The organism is Halolamina sp. C58, from assembly GCF_051195095.1.
In the GTDB taxonomy this organism is placed as follows: domain Archaea; phylum Halobacteriota; class Halobacteria; order Halobacteriales; family Haloferacaceae; genus Halolamina.
Genome location: NZ_JBNTJY010000002.1, coordinates 716583 through 735850 on the forward strand (window position 1 = coordinate 716583; position 19268 = coordinate 735850).

18 protein-coding genes are annotated in these 19268 nt (G+C 69.2%); 12 read left to right on the plus strand and 6 right to left on the minus strand.

Annotated features, from left to right (window positions below; genetic code table 11):
• Positions 1 to 17 precede the first annotated feature (17 nt).
• Complete coding sequence (locus tag ACQUSM_RS14325; RefSeq protein WP_435119661.1) at positions 18 to 1562, plus strand: amidohydrolase; 1545 nt, start codon at positions 18 to 20, stop codon at positions 1560 to 1562.
• Positions 1563 to 1567: 5 nt separating this feature from the next.
• On the opposite strand, the gene ACQUSM_RS14330 is transcribed toward ACQUSM_RS14325, so the two are convergent.
• A complete protein-coding gene (locus tag ACQUSM_RS14330) occupies positions 1568 to 2584 on the minus strand; it encodes a flippase-like domain-containing protein (protein ID WP_435119663.1) in 1017 nt (338 codons plus the stop codon).
• Positions 2585 to 2659: 75 nt separating this feature from the next.
• Between ACQUSM_RS14330 and ACQUSM_RS14335 the strand changes: the two genes are divergently transcribed.
• Genes ACQUSM_RS14335 through pyrF form a run of 3 tightly spaced genes read left to right on the plus strand, consistent with a single transcriptional unit; the run spans position 2660 to position 3997 of the window.
• Complete coding sequence (locus ACQUSM_RS14335; protein ID WP_435119665.1) at positions 2660 to 2917, plus strand: preprotein translocase subunit TatA; 258 nt, start codon at positions 2660 to 2662, stop codon at positions 2915 to 2917.
• The gene (locus tag ACQUSM_RS14340) at positions 2914 to 3093 is read left to right on the plus strand and encodes a hypothetical protein (RefSeq protein WP_435119666.1); all 180 of its coding nucleotides are present in this window, start codon (positions 2914 to 2916) and stop codon (positions 3091 to 3093) included. Before ACQUSM_RS14335 ends, ACQUSM_RS14340 begins: the two co-directional genes overlap by 4 nt.
• Before the next feature lie 43 nt (positions 3094 to 3136).
• On the plus strand, positions 3137 to 3997 hold the full coding sequence (gene pyrF / locus ACQUSM_RS14345) for an orotidine-5'-phosphate decarboxylase (RefSeq protein ID WP_435119668.1): 861 nt from the start codon (positions 3137 to 3139) through the stop codon (positions 3995 to 3997).
• A 6-nt stretch (positions 3998 to 4003) separates the two neighbouring features.
• Here pyrF and ACQUSM_RS14350 read toward each other — a convergent pair whose 3' ends face one another.
• Both ACQUSM_RS14350 and ACQUSM_RS14355 read right to left on the minus strand, forming a co-directional pair.
• On the minus strand, positions 4004 to 4879 hold the full coding sequence (locus ACQUSM_RS14350) for a homoserine kinase (RefSeq protein ID WP_435119670.1): 876 nt from the start codon (positions 4877 to 4879) through the stop codon (positions 4004 to 4006).
• A gap of 45 nt (positions 4880 to 4924) precedes the next feature.
• Positions 4925 to 5176 (minus strand): hypothetical protein, encoded by a 252-nt coding sequence (locus ACQUSM_RS14355; RefSeq protein ID WP_435119672.1) that lies wholly within the window; start codon positions 5174 to 5176, stop codon positions 4925 to 4927.
• 115 nt (positions 5177 to 5291) lie between these two features.
• Between ACQUSM_RS14355 and msrA the strand changes: the two genes are divergently transcribed.
• Positions 5292 to 5825, plus strand: a complete 534-nt coding sequence (msrA, locus tag ACQUSM_RS14360; RefSeq protein ID WP_435119673.1) for a peptide-methionine (S)-S-oxide reductase MsrA — start codon at positions 5292 to 5294, stop codon at positions 5823 to 5825.
• 7 nt (positions 5826 to 5832) lie between these two features.
• On the opposite strand, the gene ACQUSM_RS14365 is transcribed toward msrA, so the two are convergent.
• On the minus strand, positions 5833 to 6480 hold the full coding sequence (locus ACQUSM_RS14365) for an HAD family hydrolase (RefSeq protein WP_435119675.1): 648 nt from the start codon (positions 6478 to 6480) through the stop codon (positions 5833 to 5835).
• A 60-nt stretch (positions 6481 to 6540) separates the two neighbouring features.
• On the opposite strand from ACQUSM_RS14365, the gene ACQUSM_RS14370 reads away from it, so the two are divergent.
• The 6 genes from ACQUSM_RS14370 (at position 6541) to ACQUSM_RS14395 (ending at position 16944) form a co-directional block, all read left to right on the plus strand.
• Positions 6541 to 7329 (plus strand): topoisomerase DNA-binding C4 zinc finger domain-containing protein, encoded by a 789-nt coding sequence (locus tag ACQUSM_RS14370; protein WP_435119677.1) that lies wholly within the window; start codon positions 6541 to 6543, stop codon positions 7327 to 7329.
• A gap of 48 nt (positions 7330 to 7377) precedes the next feature.
• Positions 7378 to 8412 (plus strand): tRNA-intron lyase, encoded by a 1035-nt coding sequence (gene endA, locus ACQUSM_RS14375; RefSeq protein ID WP_435119679.1) that lies wholly within the window; start codon positions 7378 to 7380, stop codon positions 8410 to 8412.
• Between the two features lie 19 nt (positions 8413 to 8431).
• Positions 8432 to 10033: a tryptophan--tRNA ligase gene (locus tag ACQUSM_RS14380; protein WP_435119681.1), complete on the plus strand. Its 1602-nt coding sequence runs from the start codon at positions 8432 to 8434 to the stop codon at positions 10031 to 10033.
• Positions 10034 to 10864: 831 nt separating this feature from the next.
• On the plus strand, positions 10865 to 12370 hold the full coding sequence (locus ACQUSM_RS14385) for a phenylalanine--tRNA ligase subunit alpha (RefSeq protein WP_435119682.1): 1506 nt from the start codon (positions 10865 to 10867) through the stop codon (positions 12368 to 12370).
• The gene (pheT, locus tag ACQUSM_RS14390; RefSeq protein WP_435119684.1) at positions 12370 to 14184 is read left to right on the plus strand and encodes a phenylalanine--tRNA ligase subunit beta; all 1815 of its coding nucleotides are present in this window, start codon (positions 12370 to 12372) and stop codon (positions 14182 to 14184) included. The genes ACQUSM_RS14385 and pheT overlap by 1 nt, the downstream gene beginning before the upstream one ends.
• Before the next feature lie 81 nt (positions 14185 to 14265).
• Entirely contained in the window at positions 14266 to 16944 is a 2679-nt protein-coding gene (locus tag ACQUSM_RS14395) for a valine--tRNA ligase (RefSeq protein WP_435119686.1), read from the plus strand.
• 16 nt (positions 16945 to 16960) lie between these two features.
• On the opposite strand, the gene ACQUSM_RS14400 is transcribed toward ACQUSM_RS14395, so the two are convergent.
• A complete protein-coding gene (locus ACQUSM_RS14400; protein WP_435119688.1) occupies positions 16961 to 18016 on the minus strand; it encodes a quinone-dependent dihydroorotate dehydrogenase in 1056 nt (351 codons plus the stop codon).
• Between the two features lie 7 nt (positions 18017 to 18023).
• Positions 18024 to 18221 (minus strand): hypothetical protein, encoded by a 198-nt coding sequence (locus tag ACQUSM_RS14405; protein WP_053946810.1) that lies wholly within the window; start codon positions 18219 to 18221, stop codon positions 18024 to 18026.
• A 212-nt stretch (positions 18222 to 18433) separates the two neighbouring features.
• Here ACQUSM_RS14405 and ACQUSM_RS14410 point away from each other — a divergent pair, with 212 nt between their 5' ends.
• On the plus strand, positions 18434 to 18739 hold the full coding sequence (locus tag ACQUSM_RS14410; protein WP_379732320.1) for a non-histone chromosomal MC1 family protein: 306 nt from the start codon (positions 18434 to 18436) through the stop codon (positions 18737 to 18739).
• The last annotated feature ends 529 nt before the right edge of the window (positions 18740 to 19268 follow it).

Sequence of the window (19268 nt, forward strand, 5' to 3'; positions counted from 1 at the left end):
CGGCCCGTCCTCCGGCAATGACCGAGGCCGCCGACACCGTGTTCCTCGACGGCGAGATCCACACGCTGACCGATCCCGACGAGACGTACGAGGCCGTCGCGGTGCGCGACGGCGAGATCGTCCGGCTGGGCAGCAGCTACGACGTGGAGTTCCTCGCGGGCACGGACACCGACGTGATCGACCTCGACGGCCGCGTGCTGCTCCCGGGCTTCATCGACGCCCACACCCACCTCACGACCGTCGGGAAGTACCTCGTCCACGCGGACCTCTCGGCGGCCGACGACCTCGACGGGGCGGTGTCGCGCCTGCGCGAGCGCGCCGCGGAGACCGACCACCCGGAGGATCCGGAGTGGGTGCTCGGCTACGGCTACGACGAGAGCACGTGGCCCGAGGACCGCTACCTCGACCGCGAGGATCTCGACGCGGTGAGCGAGGAGCGCCCGGTCGTCGCGTTCCGCGAGGACCTCCACGTCGCGTCGGTCAACAGCGTCGTCCTCGACCGCTACGTCGAGGAGATGGCCGACGAGAACGTCCACACGGAGGGCGCCGAGCCCACGGGCGTGCTCGTCGAGGACGCGGTGAACGTGATCAGCGAGGCGGTCGCGCCCGACGCCGCGGAGACCGGCCGGCTCGTCGCGGCCGCGCAGGCCCGCGCGAACGAACTCGGCGTCACCGGCGTCCACGACATGGTCCGCGGCTCCTACGCGCCCGAAGTCTACCGCGACATGGATCTCGCCGACGAGCTCTCGCTGCGGGTCCGGATCAACTACTGGTCGGACCACCTCGACGCGCTGATCGAGACCGGCCTGCGAACGAACCACGGCTCCGAGATGGTGCGCGTGGGCGCGGTCAAGTCGTTCACCGACGGCAGCTTCGGCGGCCGGACCGCGAAGCTCTCGGAGCCGTACCACGACGACCCCGAGGAGGACGGCTCGTGGGTCGTCGAGCCCGACGAGCTCCGCGAGATCGTCCGGAAAGCCGACGACGCGGGGCTCCAGCTGACGGTCCACGCGATCGGCGACGAGGCGATCGACGAGACGCTCGACGCGTTCGCGCAGACCGAGGATCCGGGCGGGATGCGCCACCGCGTCGAGCACGTCGAACTGGCCTCCGAGGAAGCGATCGAGCGCTTCGGCGAGCTGGGCGTCGTCGCGTCGGTCCAGCCGAACTTCCTCAAGTGGGCGAAGGAAGGCGGGCTCTACGAGTCCCGGTTGGGCGCACGCCGGGCGGAAACGAACCGCTACGCGCTGCTCGACGGCGCCGGCGCGCCGATCGCGTTCGGCTCGGACTGCATGCCGATGGACCCCCTGCTCGGCGTCCACCACGCGGTCAACATCGAGGTCGACGCCCAGCGCCTCGCCGTGACCGAGGCGCTGCGGGCGTACACGCTCGGCGCGGCCTACGCGGGGTTCGACGAGGGGCGGCTCGGCACCGTCGAGACGGGGAAGCTCGCGGACTTCACCGTGCTGGAGCGGTCGCCGTGGGCACACGCCGAGGAGATCGACGAGATCGACGTAGCGATGACGGTCGTCGACGGCGAGATCGTCTACGACGGGCGGTAGCGGCGTCAGCTCCCGACCGCACCGCCCCGCGCCGAGAGCAGGGTCGTCGCCGTCCCGCCGAGTAACAGCACGAACCAGTACGTACAGAGCCGGACGCCGAACGCGATCACGGCCGCGGCCGCGAGGTCAACCCCCGCGAGCGCGACCAGCGCCCCGGCGAGCACCACCTCGACGCCACCGACCCCGCCGGGAACCGGGAGGAGGTTCAGGAAGTCGCTCACCGGGACGGCGACGCACGCGACCGCCAGCGCGACCGGCGTCCCGAGCGCCACGCCCGTCGTGACCGCCGGGAGGCAGAGCAGCGTCCAGGCCAGCACCGACAGCGCGGCCGCGGCGACGATTCGGCTCGGATCCTCCCGGATCAGTCGCCGCGCGTCGTCGAACTCGCCCAGCCCGCGACGGATCGCCTCCCGGCTCGTCCTCGTCGCGACGCGCCCGGAGATCCGCCCGAGCGTTCGATTGACCACCGCCGCCGCGGCGTGGACGATCCTGTCGAGGTCGACCCCGGCCACGAGCGCCCCCACCAGCGCGATCCAGCCGACGGCGACGACCGCGAGCACGCCGGCGACGGGGAGCAGCCCGCTCCGTCCCCCGGCGACGAGGGCCACCGTCCCCCCGAGCGCGACGACGGTCGAGCCGAGGAACGTCGCCGCCTGCGCGATGATCGTCGCCGGGAGCGCCCGATCGGTCGGGATCCCCGTCGCCGAGCGCATCGAGTAGGCGATCAGCACCGGCCCCGCGACGTTGCCGACGGGGAGGAGCTGTCGGCCGTAGACGCCACGCAGGTACGCCAGCGCACCCCCGAGGGAGGGGCGAACGCCGAGCAGCGCCGCCAGCGCGAGGAACTGCGCCCCGACGCCGCAGACCACGGCGACGAGCCCCAGCGCGAACGGCACCGGGTCGAGCGACGCGACGGTCGAGACGACCTGTTCGATCCCGACCAGCCAGCCGAACAGCGCCAGCGCGAGCAGCCCCGCCGCGAGGCCGGCGACGACGGAGAGACGGTGGCGGGCGCGGGACACGCTCCGACGCTGGGGCGGGGGCGCGTAAAGCGTTCGGGGGAAAGACCCATGCGCCGCCCGGCCCATACTCCCGCCATGCTCCTCCAAATCCCCGGCGGCCCGGAACTGCTGGTCATCCTGCTCGTGATGGCGCTGCTGGTCGGCGTCCCCGTCGTCCTCGCGGCGCTGTTCCTGTTCGTCCGGTTCGTCGGCGGCGGCGACGACGGCGACGAGGTGGCCGAACTCAGAGACCGGATCGAGGAACTCGAAGCGCAGGTCGCCGCGGGAAGCGACGCGCCCCACGACGAGAACGAGCGCGCCGAGGACGGTCGCCGCGGCAGCGACGACGGATGACGCCGCTGCAGACGGTCGACCTCACGCGGTACGTCGTGCTCTTCGTCGTCCCGATGGCGCTGCTGGTCGGACTCTACCTCGTGGTCCGCTTTGGGCCCCTCCCGCGCCGGGTCGACCGGCTGGAACGCCGGGTCGAGGAACTGGAACGCGAACGCGACGACGAGCGCGACCGCTGACCGAAACGGCAGCCTTCTTGCCCCGGCAGCGCGCGCTCCCGGTATGTCCTTCTTCGACGACCTCGCCGCCCGCATCGACGACGCCGACAGCGTCGTCTCCGTCGGCCTCGACGCCGACCTCGACCGCATCCCCGAGTTCCTCGCCGACCACGACCTGCCGCGCTGGGCGTTCAACCGCCGCATCATCGACGCGACCCACGAACACGCCGCCTGCTACAAGCCCAACGCCGCGTTCTACGAGGACGCCGACGGCTGGCGCGCGCTCCGGGAAACCGTCGCCTACGCCCACGGCAAAGGGGTTCCCGTCCTGCTCGACGCGAAGCGCGGGGACATCGGCAACACCGCACGGCAGTACGCCGAGGTGCTCGACGAGGTGGACGCGATCACCGTCAACCCCTACATGGGCGGCGACTCGCTCCAGCCGTTCCTCTCGCAGGCCGACGCGGGCGTGTTCGTGCTCTGTCGGACCTCCAACCCCGGCGGCGCGGACTTACAGGACCTCGAACTCGCGACCGGCGAGCCGCTGTACGAGCGCGTCGCGGCGCTCGCGGACACGTGGAACGAACACGGCAACGTCGGCCTCGTGGTCGGCGCGACCGCGCCCGACGAGCTCGAAACCGTCCGCGAGATCGTCCCCGAGATCCCCTTCCTCGTTCCGGGCGTCGGCGCACAGGGCGGCGACGCCGAGGCCGCAGTCGAGCACGGCCTCGCGGCACGCGAGGGATGGCCCGTCCACGTCGGGCTCGTGAACTCCTCGCGCGGGATCATCTTCGCCGGCGAGGAGGTGGGCCGGAACACGGTCTCCGGCGCGTCGGGCGGGCGGGACCCGGACGAGGACGCCTACTTCGCCGCGGCGGGCGACGCCGCCGAACGACTCCAGAAACGGCTGAATCAGTACCGCTGAGTCGAGTCAGACGATCTCCGCGCCGTTCCCCGTCCACGTTCGGTAGGCGCGGGCGTCCTCGCCGTTGTCGGCGAACGCTTCGACCATCGCGCTCGCGACGGCGCGCCGGCGGTTCGGCGGGCAGACCGCGAGCACGCCCGGGCCGGAGCCGCTGACGGTGACGCCGTGGGCGCCGGCCTCGCGGGCCGCCTCGACCGCGTCGCCGTAGCCGGTGATCAGCGCCGCGCGGTTGGGCGTGACCACCTCGTCGGTCATGCCTGCCCCCACGAGTTCGGGATCGGAGCGACACATCCCGACCGAGAGCGTCGCGGCGTTGCCGACGGTGGCCACGAGTTCCTCGATCGTCAGGTGGGTCGGCACGACTTCGCGGGCCTCGCGGGTGGAGATTGGCTCCTCGGGGAGGCACGCGACGAGCGGGACGTTCGTCTCGATCGATCGGACCCCGTTCTCGGTCGCGATCGTGAAGCCGCCGAGCAGCGCGGGGGCGACGTTGTCGGCGTGGGCGGCGCCGGAGACGACCGCTTCGCCCTCGGCGGCGATCGGCACCAGCTCCTCGCGGGAGTAGCCGCGGTCGTAGAGGTCGTTGAGCGCGAGCGCCGCGCCCGCGGCCGAGGCCGCCGAGGAGCCCAGCCCCGAGGCGGGCCGGACGCCCTTGTCGATCTCGATGCGGGCGGGGGCGTCGAGCGCGTCGGCGACGGCGCCGACGGTGTTCCGGTCGGGGTCTTCGGGGATGAACTGGGCGCCGGCGCCGGTCACCTCGATGGTGGTGCGATCGGCGCGCTCGACCCGGACGATGTCCGCCGGGTGCGAGAGCGCGACGCCGAACGTGTCGTAGCCGCTACCGAGGTTCGCGCTCGTGGCCGGCGCGCGGACTGTTCGCATGCGGGGTCGTACCGTGGTTCGCGCGAAAAAGCTGGCGCTCGGTCGCTACTCGTCGGCGGTCGCGAACAGCATCGGCGCGATCACGATCAGCCCCAGCCCGAGGAACAGGTAGATCCGGGGGTTGATCGCCTGCGGCGTCATCACGAAGATCAGGCCGAACGCACCGAAGTGCAGCCCGAGCACCTTCTTCGACCCGAGGCCGAGCAGGCCGAGCGTTCCCAGGGCGAACACGAGCAACAGTATCTGCCCAATGTTGTAGTTGAGCAGGAAACTGTCGATGACCTGGAGCGGGAGCATTCCTTACGGCTACTCCGTCCGAACGGCGCTTTAAACTTCTGCTCTCGGGCCGCGTTCGGGCGCCGGCACGCAGCTGCGCGCCACATACATACGCTCGCGTGCGCTACGTGTGGGTATGACCGAGACAGCGACCGTCGGCGGCGGCTGCTTCTGGTGTGTCGAGGCGGCGTTCGAGGAGCGCTCCGGCGTCGAGGACGTGACCTCCGGCTACGCCGGCGGCCACACCGAGGACCCGACCTACCGCGAGGTCTGTTCCGGGAACACCGGCCACGCCGAAGTGGTGCAGGTCGAGTACGACGAGGACGTGCTGGACTACGACGACGTGCTGGAGGTCTTTTTCACCATCCACGACCCGACGCAACTGAACCGACAGGGGCCGGACGTGGGCAGCCAGTACCGCTCGATCGTCCTCACGCACGACGAGCAGCAGCGGGAGATCGCCGAGGCGTACGTCGAAGCGCTCGACGAGGAGGGCGGCTACGACGACGCGGTCGTGACCGAGATCGAACCGCTCGACACCTTCTACCGCGCCGAGGAGAAACACCAGAACTACTTCGAGAAGAACCCCGACGACGCCTACTGCTCGATGCACGCGACGCCGAAGATCGAGAAGGTCCGGGAGAAGTTCGAGCAGAAGGCGCAGGCGTAGCGGGCGCTCACTCCCCCAGCCGATCCAGCAGTTCCTCCCGCAGTTCCTCGCTCCCGGCACACACAACGTCACACGCCGAGAGATCCGTCTCCGCGTTGTGCTGGACGCGGTAGCCGACGACGACGATCCCCGCCCGTGAGGCCGCGAGCGTGCCGTTCCGTGAGTCCTCGACGGCCACACAGTCGGCGGGATCGACGCCGAGCCGGTCGGCGGCCGCCTCGTAGATGTCGGGCTCCGGCTTGCCCGGGCCGTCGACTTCGTCGTTCGAGAGTTCGAGATCGAACGCCAGGTCGAAGCGGTCGAGCACGTAGCCCATCCACGTCGGCGGCGACGAGGAGACGAGGGCGACGGGGACACCGGCGTCGCGGGCGGCGGCTCGAACCTCCGCGAAACAGTCGAGCAGTTCGACCCGTTCGCGGTACACCGTCTCGGCCGTCTCGTCGTACAGGTCGACGAACTCGGCCTTCGACACTCGTGTCTCGTAGTTCGCGTCGAGGTAGTCGTAGATCTCGCGGTACGGCATCCCCGTGATCTCGTCGAGATCCGGGATGTCGCCGTCGAGCACCGCGGGCAGCAGTTCCTCGCGTTCGGCGCGGTGCCAGTACTCCTCGGAGTCGACGACGACGCCGTCCATGTCGAACAGCAGCGCGTCCATGAGTGCCGTACTGTTGCTCGCGCCATCGCGTTTGGGGTTTCGCGCCGACGCTCAAGGCCGATGCCGGGACCACTCCCGCGCGTGACCGACCGGATTCGACTGTTCGCGGGCGACTGCACGATCGAGTTCGAGGGCGAGCGCGAGCGGACCCAACGGGGCTACGTGGTCGTAGTGGTGAAGCCGGACCGAACCGTGCTGGTCCACGACGCCGCCGGCTACCAGCCCGTCGCGTGGCTCACCCGCGCCGACGAGCTGACGACCGAGACGGAGGGCGACTCCTTCGCGATCACGGCCCGCAGCGGCGAGCAGACGCTGCGCGTGGTCTCCGCGGCGCCGACGGGGCGCCGGGAGTACCCCGCGAGCGAGGCCGGGGTGCCCGTGGGTGACTGCCCGGACTGCGGCGACGCGCTCGTGCGCGCGAGCGGGGAGGTGACCTGTCTGGGCTGTGACGCGGCCCACGCGCTCCCCGCGGGCGCGACGGTGCTCGACGAGCGCTGCGACGACTGCGGGCTGCCGCGGATGCGCGTCGAGCGCGGCGAGACGTTCGAACTCTGCGTGGACTGGCGGTGTGACTCGCTGGCCGACGCGGTTGCCGACGCGCTCGACGGCCGGTGGGACTGCCCCGACTGCGGCGAGCCGCTCTCGGTGGTGAACCGCGGGAACCGACCGTTCCTCGGCTGTTCGGCCTACCCCGAGTGTGAGACGACGTTCTCGATCCCCGCCGGCGAGGCGGTCGGGGAGTGTCACTGCGGACTCCCGGTGTTCGAGACGGCCGCGGGCCGGCGGTGTCTGGACGGCACGTGCGATCGCTACCGGGAGGGGGTGGTCGACGGCTGCGCCGGCCCGTGATCGGGGGCGATCACAGCCCCTATACCCGCCGCCCCGGGACGTAGCCCCATGGACGGGACGCTTCGCGACGGCGTGGTCCGGCTCTCGGGCGACGCCAAACAGCGGTTCTACGACTCCGGGGGGTACGGCCGCCCGGCCGGCGGGAGCGACATCGAACTCGCGCCGGTCGAGGCCGCCCACCTGCTCTACCGCGGCGACCTCGACGCGGTCACGGGCGAGGACGGCACGTCGATGGGGTTCCGCGAGTTCCTCACCCGGACCGACGCGGTGCTCTCCTTCGTGGTGTACAAGGACCTCCGCGATCGCGGCTTCTACCTCTCGCCGGCCCGCGACGGCTGGGTCGGCGACGGGATCGACGACGCGACGGACTTCGTCGTCTACCCACGCGGGAAGGGGCCGGCGGACGACGAGATCGAACACCGGCTCCGGGTTGTCGGCGAACGCGCGCCGCTGTCGGCGGCCAGCGTCGACGAGCACGTGCTCGCGATCGTCGACGAGGACGGCGAACTCACCTACTTCGGCACGGAGTGGCTCTCGCCGTCGGGCACCGCCGACCCGCCGCTGCCCGACTCGCTCGACGCGACGCTGATGGACGACCGGCTGCTCGTCTGGGAGCCGCCCGAGCAACTGTACGAGGGAGGCTTCTTCGGCCAGCGGCTCGCGGGGCGGAACGCCGACTCGGGACCACTCCAGCTCTCGCTGCTGGAGGCAGCCTACCTCGCGGACCGGGGCTCGCTGGAGCTGGATCTCGCGACCGTGCAGGGCCACGCCGAAGCGATCGAGGGCGAGCGGTTCCGCCGGCGCTACGCGGCGTACGAGTCGCTGCGTGAGGCGGGCGCGGTGCCGAAATCCGGCTTCAAGTTCGGGGCTGACTTCCGCGTGTACGAGTCGTTCGACGGCGTCTCGGATCTGGGCCACTCGGACAAGCTGGTCCGGGTGGTCGAGCCGGACCACGAGTTCCTCCCCCGGGAGCTGTCGCTGGACGTGCGGCTCGCCGGCGGGGTTCGCAAGCGAATGGTTTTTGCGCTGACCGAGCCGACGGGAGAGATAGATTGGCTCTGCGTCGAGCGAATCACGCCGTGAGCAGCGGCGAGGACTACCGATGACCGAGGACCAACCCACACCGAAGACCGACGGGGGCACCGACAGCGTATCGAGCGACGACGTCGCCCTCGACCCGTGGGGCTCCTCGACCATCGAGGACTACCCGAAGCTGTTCGAGCAGTTCGGGATCGAGGAGTTCGACGCCGAGAACGTACCGGAGCCGCACTACCTGATGCGCCGGGGGGCGATCTTCGGCCACCGCGAGTACGAGCGCGTGGCGGAAGCGATGGCCAACGACGAGCCGTTCGCGGCGCTGTCGGGGTTCATGCCGACGGGCGACCCCCACATCGGCCACAAGATGGTGTTCGACGAGCTCATCTGGCACCAGCAGCAGGGCGGCGAGGTGTACGGGCTGATCGCCGATCTGGAGGCCCACTCCGCCCGCGGGATGTCGTGGGACGAGATCGACGAGCACGCCCGGAGCTACCTGCTCTCCTTTATCGCGCTGGGGTTCGACCCCGAGGAGGGCGAACTCTACCGGCAGTCGGACAACCGCACCCTGCAGGATCTGGCGTTCGAGATCGGCTCGACCACGAACTTCTCGGAGTTCGAGGCGATCTACGGCTTCGGCGGCGAGACGAACGTCAGCCACATGCAGTCGGTCGTGACGCAGTTGGCGGACATCCTCTACCCCCAACTCGACGAGCCGATGCCGACGGTGATCCCCGTCGGCCCGGATCAGGACCCGCACGTCCGGTTCGCCCGCGACGCCGCCGCGCGGATGCGCTACTTCAAGGTGACCGAGGCGTTCGCGAGCTTCGAACTCGACGACGACGAGCGGGCGCTGTTCCGGGACCTGTACGACTCGCTGGCGGCGGACGACGAGGTGGACACCGACGACCTGCGGTGTGAGGACGCCGCGGAGCGCCTCCTCGCGTTCGTCAACGATCCCGAGGCGCCCGTCGACGCCGACCCCGCGACCCGCGACTCGCTGGTCGAGAAGCTGGAGAACGGCGGCAAGGAGCCGATCCGACCCCGGGTTCGCTTCCTCGACCGCAACGCAAACGAGGCGGCGTTCGACGCGCTGATCGAGCAAATCCCGGGGGAGAAGCGGCGCTACGACGCCCACATCGACAGCTTCGACCTCGACCGCGAGGAAGCGACGGAGATCGCCCGCGAGGTCGAGATCGATCACGACGGCTACGGGTTCGAGGCGCCGTCGTCGATCTACCACCGCTTCATGACCGGCCTGACGGGGGGGAAGATGTCCTCCTCGATCCCCGCCTCGCACATCTCGCTGCTCGACGACCCCGAAGATGGCTACGACAAGGTGAAGTCCGCCGCGACGGGCGGCCGCACGACCGCCGAGGAGCAGCGCGAACTGGGCGGGAAGCCCGACGAGTGCCCCGTGTACGAACTGTACGCCTACCTGCTCGCGGAGGGCGACGACGAGTTCGCGACCCGCGTGTACGAGGAGTGCGCCGAGGGCGAGCGCCTCTGTGGCGGCTGCAAGGAGCAGGCCGCCGAGTTGATGAAGGAGTTCCTCGCGGAGCACCAGGAGAAACGGGAGGAGGCGAAGGAGCTGCTGGAGGACGTGGACATCGACCTGTCGAGTGATCGGCGCGGGCTTGGTGGTCGGGAAGAAGAGGACGCGGTGTAGTTGGAGACGGGTCGGTATTCGTTGGAGATCTTTTCGGCTACTCGTTGGCGACCGTGGTCACGAACACCGTGAAAGCCCTCGGGCTCTCCGATCGGGGGGCTCGCTGCGCGCGCTCACTCGCTTCGCTCGTTCACGTGCTTACGTCGCCCGCCTTCCCGGAGAGCCCGACCCCTTTCAGTCCCACCCAACCGCACAGCCCTCACACCTCCCCAGCCGACTCGCTCCCTACGGTCGCTCGTCCCTCGCGCGCTCGTTCGCGCACGGAGGCGCTCACGTCGCGCGCCACCGCGGTGCGGTGGCGGTGGACGCCTCGCGGCCGTCGACGAGAGCGAAGCTCTCGTCTGCCAACCAGAAATCTCCGATTTCTGGTGACGGCGACCGTCGCCGGCCGCGGGGGGAGGGGTGGGGACTCCGTGCTGTGCCGTCAACGAGAGCCGCAGGCTCTCGTTTGCCAATCAGAAATCTCCGATTTCTGATGATGGGCCTCGTGCTCGGCACACTGCGGTCGCAAGTAGTCAGCAATCGAGATGCTGTTGCGGTCGCCGTCCCAGTAGCCAACGAACCAGATGCTGTCGCGGTAGTCGAGTGTCGCACCGTCGTCGCAGTGGCCCACTCACGGAACCTTTTTGCGCGCTCGGGGGGTTCCTCCGCGTATGGCGCCCGACACCGCCGCCCGGACGCACCGCCACGCAGCCGACGGTCGCGGGGTCGGGTTCTTCTTCGCCTGATCGGTCGGCGGAGCCCGGGGCCGTGCGGACCGGGCGAAACCGACCGAGCGGGCAGCACCGTTCCCCAGCGACGCCGGGGCGACCACCAAACCACACCCACCACATGCGACTCCCCGAACGACAGGTCGCGGCCCTGCAGGCCGCGAGCGCGACCGACGCACAGCCGATCCCCGACCTCGCGGCCGAGGCGGGGATCGACGAGGCGGCAGCCACGACTGCCGTCTTCGAACTCGAAGACGAGGGACTCGTCGCCGTCGAGAGCGAGACCGAGGAGACGGTCTCGATCACCGACGAGGCCGAGACGTACCTCACCGAGGGCCTCCCCGAGGTCCGGCTCTACCGCACGGCCGTCGAAGCCGGCGCCCGCGACGATCCCGTCGCGATGGGGCAGGTCATCGGCGCCGCCGGCCTCGAAGGGCCGGAGGTCGACATCGCGCTGTCGAACTTCGCCCGGAAAGGCTACGGCGAGATCGAGAGCGGCGAAGTCAGCGCTGATCCCGACGCCGACCCTGACGCCGACCCCGAACTCGCCGCACTCGAACGGATCGACACCGGCGAGACAGTCGACGACGAGGCGCTGCTCGATCGCCTCGAAGAGCGCGGGCTGATCGAGCGCGAGGAGCACACCGTCCGCCTCGTGCAGCTGACCGACGACGGCGTCGACGCGCTGATGGCCGGCGTCGAGGCCGCCGAGACCGCCGACCGGCTCACCCCCGAGATGCTCACCTCCGGCGAGTGGGAGGAGGTGGAGTTCACCGACTACAACGTCGAGGCCGACGCGACCGAGGCCGGGGCGGGGAAGGTCCACGTGCTCCGGCAGGCCAGCGAGCGCGTGAAGGACGTGCTCGTCGGCATGGGGTTCCAGGAGATGGACGGCCCCCACGCCGACGCGGACTTCTGGATCAACGACGCGCTGTTCATGCCACAGGACCACCCAGCGCGCACCCACTGGGACCGGTTCGCGCTGGACGTGGATCCCGTCGAGGAGCTGCCGGAGGATCTCGTTCGCGCCGTCGAGAACGCCCACCGCGAGGGCGTCGGCTCGGACGGCGACGGCTACCACTCGCCGTGGAGCGAGGACTTCGCGCGTGAGGTCGCACTCCGCGGCCACACCACCTCGCTCTCGATGCGCTATCTCTCCGGCGAGGCCGAGGGCGATCTCGAACCGCCCCAGCGCTACTTCTCGGTGCAGAAAGCCTACCGTAACGACACCATCGACGCGACCCACCTGCTGGAGTTCTTCCAGATCGAGGGGTGGGTGATGGCCGAGGACCTCTCGGTGCGGGACCTGATGGGGACGTTCGAGGAGTTCTACGAGCAGTTCGGCATCACGGACGTGCAGTTCAAACCCCACTACAACCCCTACACGGAGCCGAGCTTCGAACTGTTCGGCCGCCACCCCGAGACCGGCGAGCTGATCGAGATCGGCAACAGCGGTATCTTCCGGGACGAGGTGCTGGAGCCGCTGGGCGTCGAGTGTGACGTGATGGCGTGGGGGCTCGCCCTGGAGCGACTGGCGATGCTGTACACCGGCGCCGACGACATCCGCGACCTGCACGGCACGCTCGCGGACTTGGAGTTCCTGCGGAACGCGGAGGTGATCTACTGATGCCCGTTGTCGACATCGACACCGACGAACTGCGCCGACTGACCGGCCACGAGGAGAAAGACGACGACCAACTGAAGGAGGACCTGTTCGGCCTCGGCCTCGAGTTCGAGGGCGAGACCGACGACGGCGACCTCCAGTTCGAGTTCGCGCCCGATCGGCTCGATCGCCTCTCCGTCGAGGGCGTCGCCCGCTCGCTGCGCTACCACTACGGCGACGACCGCGGCGTGGACGTGCCCGACACCAACGACGCCGAGTGGACGATCGAGGTCGACCCCTCGGTCCCGGGCGAGCGCCCGTACGTCGCGGGCGCGGTCGCACGCGGGGTGGACTTGGACGAGGACGCGCTGGACTCGCTGATCCAACTGCAGGAGAAGCTCCACGCGACGATGGGCCGCAAGCGCGCGAAAGGCGCAATCGGCATCCACGACCTCGCGATGCTGAAGGGCGAACGCATCGAGCAGCGCGAGATCGGCGAGGACAACGAGCTCGAACCGCCCGAGGATCTCACCCCCGTCGGCGGCGACGAGGGGCCGACCGACGTGGGCGGCCCGACGATCACCTACCGCGGGATCGAGCCCGACGGCGACGAGTTCGTCCCGCTGGACGCCGACCGGGGGATGACCCCCGCGGAGGTGCTGACCGACCACTCGACCGGCAAGGAGTACGCCGACCTCGTGAGCGAGTACGAGCGCTACCCCGCGATCTACGACGAACTGGGGCTGTTCTCGTTCCCGCCCGTGATCAACGGCCAGCGGACCGAGGTCTCCACGGACTCGCGGGAGCTGCTGATCGAGCTCACCGGCACCGACCAGTGGACGATCGATCGCATGCTCGCGATCATCTGCTACGCGCTCGACGCCCGCGGCGCGACCCTCGAGGACGTGGACGTGGTGTACGAGGACGGCGCCACGGGCGAGCACGCGGGCGACCACCTCGTCCGGCCGGAACTCGACACGCGGGAGAAGACCGTCTCACACGACCAGATCGAGACGACGCTCGGGATCGACCTCGAGATGGAGGCGGTCGTGGACCTGTTCGAGCGCTCCGGGCTCGACGCGACCACCAACCTCGGCGACGAGACGACCTACGAGGTCGAAATCCCGCCGTACCGCACCGACGTGCTCCACCCGATGGATCTCGTCGACGACGTGGGGCGGGCGTACGGGTTCGGCGACCTCGAACCCAAGTACCCGGATATCGGCACGATCGGCGGCCGCCACGAGCGCAGCCGGCTAGAGCGCGCGACCAGAACTGCGCTCGTGGGGCTCGGGTTCGAGGACCTGCTGAACTTCCACCTCTCCTCCCCCGAGGAGAACTACGAGCGCATGCGCGTCGAGGAGGGGAGCGACGTGCTGGGCGGCGGCGAGGCGGTGAACGTCACGAGCGCCTACAGCGAGGACTACACCCAGCTCCGGACGTGGGCGCTGCCGTCGATCATGCACGTGTTGGAGAACAACACCCACCGGCGCTACCCGCAGGAGCTCGCGGAGGTCGGGTTCGTCGCCGAGCGCGACGATGACGGGAACACGGGCGTCGCGGAGCAGCGCACGGTCGCGGCCGCGATCGCGCGCACGGACGCGACGTACGAGGACATCAAGGGGAAACTGCAGGCGCTCGTCGGCGAGTTCGACGCCGATCTGGAGACGCCCGCCACGGAGCATCCCAGCTTCATCGACGGGCGCGCTGCGGAGGTCGAAATCGACGGCGACTCGGTCGGCGTGATCGGCGAGGTCCACCCCGCGGTGCTCGTCGAGCGGGATCTGGAGGTGCCGGTCGCAGCGTTCGAGTTCCGGCTGGACGCGCTCTCGGACTGAGGCTCCGTTCCAGCCCGCCCTGTGGCGCGTTTTCACAGGACCGAGCTATTTAACAGGCGTTCACGGGAACGTTCAGCCAACATGCCCAGCGGCCCGTACGACGCCGACGTCGTCGAGGAGAAGTGGCAGGATCGGTGGCTCGACGAGGACACCTACGCCTACCGTGAGAGCGAGGTAGACGATCCGAACACCGCCTTCGCCATCGACACGCCGCCGCCGACGGTGTCGGGCAGCCTCCACTGGGGCCACGTGTACGGGACGGTGCTGCAGGACATCGTCGCCCGCTTTTCCCGGATGCAGGGCGAGGAAGTGTACTACCCGTTCGGCTACGACGACAACGGGATCGCCTCCGAGCGCCTGACCGAGCGCGAACTCGACGTCCGCCACCAGGATTTCTCCCGCCGGGAGTTCCAGCAGAAGTGCCGGGAGGTCTGTGCGGAGTTCGAGGACGAGTTCACCGAGAACATGCAGTCGTTCGGCTTCTCGATCGACTGGAACAACACCTACCGGACGATCGAGCCGCAGGTCCAGCGCGTCTCCCAGCTCTCCTTCGTCGACCTCTACGAGCAGGGCAAAGAGTACCGCCAGCGCGCGCCGGCGATCTGGTGTCCGGAGTGTGAAACGGCTATCTCGCAGGTCGAAACCGAGGACGACGAGCAGGACAGCCACTTCCACGACATCGCGTTCGACGTCGTCGACGCCGAGTCCGCGGGCCAGAACGAGTTCACGATCTCCACGACGCGACCCGAACTGCTCCCCGCCTGTGTCGCGGTGTTCGTCCACCCCGACGACGAGGCGAACCAGAACCTCGTCGGCGAGTCGGCGCGCATCCCGCTGTTCGGCCACGAGGTGCCGATCATCGCGGACGACCGCGTCGACATGGAGACCGGCTCCGGGATCGTGATGTGCTGTACGTTCGGCGACCAGACCGACATCGAGTGGTACCAAGCTCACGATCTGGACCTCCGGGTCGCGATCGACGAGTCCGGCCACATGACCGACGTGGCCGGCGAGTACGAGGGGATGGCCGCCGCCGACGCCGGGGAAGCGATCGTCTCGGATCTCGACGACGCCGGCGCGCTGCTGGATCGGCGGGCGATCACGCACACCGTCAACGTCCACGAGCGCTGTGGCGTCGGGGTCGAGTTCCTCGTCGCCGACCAGTGGTACGTCGAACTGCTCGACAGCACCGACGAGTACCTCGAGGCCGGCCGCGAGATGGACTGGTTCCCCGAGAAGATGTTCTCGCGGTACAAACACTGGATCGAGGGGCTCCAGTGGGACTGGTGTATCTCCCGACAGCGCTCCTCGGGCATCCCGTTCCCCGTCTGGTACTGCGCGGACTGTGACGAGGAGATCATCGCCGACAAGGCCGACCTCCCGGTCGATCCCCTCTCGGACGACCCGCCCGTCGACGCCTGTCCGGCGTGCGGCCACGATGAGTTCGTCCCCGAGGACGACGTGTTCGACACGTGGGCGACCTCCAGCCTGACACCGCTGATCAACGCCGGCTGGGACTGGGACGACGACGCCGGCGAGTTCACGATGGACAACCCCGAGCTGTTCCCGATGGACCTGCGGCCGCAGGGCCACGACATCATCAGCTTCTGGCTGTTCCACACCGTGGTGAAGTGCTACGAGCACACCGGCGAGGTGCCGTTTGAGTCGGTGATGATCAACGGGATGGTGCTCGACGAGAACCGCGAGAAGATGTCCAAGTCGAAGGGGAACGTCGTCAGCCCGCAGGAAGTCAAGTCGCAGTTCCCCGTCGACGCCGCGCGGTTCTGGGCGGCCGGGAGCTCGATCGGCGACGACCTGCCGTACCAAGAGAAGGGGCTGCGAGCGGGCGAGAAGCTGCTCCAGAAGCTCTGGAACGCGTCGAAGCTGGTCGACTCGCTGACGCCCGAGAGCGTGCCCGAGATCGACGAGTCCGAGCTCTCGGCGCTGGACCGTTGGCTGCTGGCGGAACTCGACGGCGAGGCCGAGTTCGTGAAGGAGAAGCTCGAGAACCGGGAGTTCTCGAAGGCCCGGGACAGCCTCCGGAGCTTCTTCTGGGGGACGTTCTGTGACGACTACCTCGAGATCGCCAAACAGCGCGTCCGCGAGGAGGACGACGACTCCGCACAGTACACGCTGACGGTCGCCCACCGGCGGTTCCTGAAGCTGTTCGCGCCGATGCTCGCCCACATCACCGAGGAGATCTGGCAGGAGCTGTACAGCGAGGCGCCACGCGCCTCGGATGCGAGCGGCGAAGCCGCGAGCAGCGTGGGGGACGGGTTCGACAGCATTCACCGCACGTCGTGGCCCGAACCGACGGGGATCGACGCCGACCACGAGGCCGGCGAGACGGCGATGGCGGTCGTCGGCGCGCTCCGGCGCTACAAGAGCGAGCGCCAGCTCCCGCTCAACGCGGAGCTCTCGACGGTGTCGGTGTACGGCAACGTCGACGGGTTCGAGAGCGACATCCGGAACGTGATGCACGTCGGGGAGCTGGAGCGACTGACCGAGGAGCCCGAAATCGAGTCGGTCGTCACTGGCATCGATCTCGACTACTCGGTCGTCGGGCCGGAGTACGGCGCCGACGTGCCCGACATCGAGGCCGGCATCGAGAACGGCGAGTACGAGATCGGGGAGGAGACGCTCTCGGTGGCGGGCCACGAACTGTCGGCCGAGGAGTTCACCGTCGAGCGCGAGCGCCAGTACACCGGCGAGGGCGAGATGCTCGAAGCCGACGGCGCGCTCGTGATCGTCGAGGAGTAAGGCGTCGCGGCTCTTTCTACAGGTCGGCGCCGACCGCCTCGGAGACGTGGTCGAAGCCGTCGCGGTCGAGCAGGTCGAGCAGCCCCTCGTTGATCTCGTGGGCGAGCGACGGCCCCTCGTAGACGAGGCCGGTGTACAGTTGGACCACGTCCGCGCCCGCACGGAGTTTCCGGTAGGCGCCCTCGGCGTCGCTGACGCCGCCGACGCCGACGACGGGCACGTCGGTGCGCTCGGCGACGAAGCCGACGAGCCCGGTCGAGCGCTCCTCGATGGGATCGCCCGAGAGGCCGCCCGGCTCGGCCTGATTGTGGGACTGGAGGCTCTCGGGACGCTCGGTCGTCGTGTTCGCGACGACGACGCCGTCGAGGCCCTTCTCGGCGACGACTTCGAGGGAGTCCTCGATCGCGGGACCCGGGAGGTCCGGCGAGAGCTTGACCAGCAGCGGGGCCGCGCCGGCGTCCTGCAGCTCGTCGACGATCGCTTCCAGCGAGTCGCGGTTCTGGAGCGAGCGCAGGCCGGGCGTGTTGGGGCTGGAGACGTTGATCACGAAGTAGTCCGCGGCGTCCGCGACACGCTCGTACGTGTAGCGGTAGTCCGCGGGCGCGTCCGCGAGGGGGGTGGACTTCGACTTGCCGAGGTTGACGCCCACTGGGACGTGCGGGAGGGTGGTGTCGTCGAGGCGCGCGCCGACCGCGTCCGCGCCCTCGTTGTTGAACCCCATCCGGTTGATCAGCGCGCGGTCGGGCCGGAGGCGGAACATCCGCGGGCGAGGGTTGCCCGCCTGCGCTTCGGCGGTGACGCCCCCGACCTCGACGTGGCCGAAGCCGATCGCCGCCAGCGCGCGCGGGACGCGGGCGTTCTTGTCGAACCCGGCCGCGACGCCGACGGGGTTGGGGAAGCGCAGGCCGAACGCCTCGGTCGCGAGCCGGTCGTCGTCGACGACGTAGCGGTCCCGGAGCAGCCCCTCGACGGGAGTGTTCTGGACGGCTTCGAGGCCGCGGCTGACGAGCGTGTGAGCGGTCTCGGGCGGCAGTGAGAACAGGAGCGGTTTGACGGCGTCGTAGGGGCCCATCTGGTCCTCAGAAGTCGTGTTCCACGTCCTCGGCGTCGGCGGACTGGATGATGATCTTCCCGTCGCGGACGCGCACGAACACCTCCTCGCCGATCTCCATGCCGGCGACCTCGAGCTCGTCCTCGTGGAGGTTCACGTGGACGTTGTGGTACTCGCCGTTCTCGTCTTTGGCCCCGCTCGGGCTGAGCTTCTTCTTGCGGACCATCTGGTCTATCTATCCCCGTTTGGCTTCAGCCGATACTAAAGTGTTGTCTCCGCGTGCGGCGCGCCCGAGCCTCTGTCGGGTGGATTCGGGGTTATTTTCGGGGAATTTCTCGCGTTCTGAACATGCCCATATATAAATAGTTCGGTCAGAACGGTCGTTTGCCCCGATATTTTTATATCGTACCCTGTGCACCACTCCCATGGCGAGAAACCATGGTACGAGAAGACGGTAAGCGGAACTTCGCGCTCCGAGAAGAGGACGGCGAGGACAGCGTGTTCTCGGGCAACACGCCGCGGCAGGCGGCGCTGAAGGCGGCTCGACGGCTCGAGCCAGCCGACTCCGAGGACGACGCCGACCGAGTCCCGATCGAACTCCGAGAGAAAGGGACCGACAAGGTCCACATCTACGAGGGCTGGGCGTGGGAGGAGGAAGCCCCCGAGAACAAGCCCGACTGGATGCCGGAGGTCATCACAGAGGCCAACGTCTCCAAGCAGGGGATCGAGCACCTCGACGAGTAGCTCCCGGGACGTCGATGGTTCGGTCGCTCCGACAGGCGTATCAGTTCCCGCGTCGCAACGATCCGACGCGCGGTACCACGCGGCCCGACCCCGTGTGAGCGTGGGATGAGCGGCCGCCCTCCTGCCGCGCGATACTTTCTCCGGGAGCGACGGTGTTCCACCCGTCCGTGTGAGTACAACCCGCGTGAAACCGCATGACGTGGCGCGGATAGTCCGACGGGGTTAAGTACTCGCCACCCATCGAATGGAATGCGAAGGTCGCCGGGGCGGTCGCCCCCGGTGACACCCGGACTCGCTCGGCGCGAGCCCGGTACGATCCGACGCCCTTAAGTGGAAACGGGCACTCGGAAGGAATACGCAGAGGGCAGCGGGGTTCCGGGCCGATTTCGGCCCGAGATCCGCTGTCTGCGACGGATGAGGATTCCGCCCCCGTGGTCCGCCATAGGACGGTATCTGATGCGAGCCTTGGTAGTTCGGTGTCCCCCGGTTCGGCCGGCGGACAGCGAACGGTAACCGATACGCAAGACCA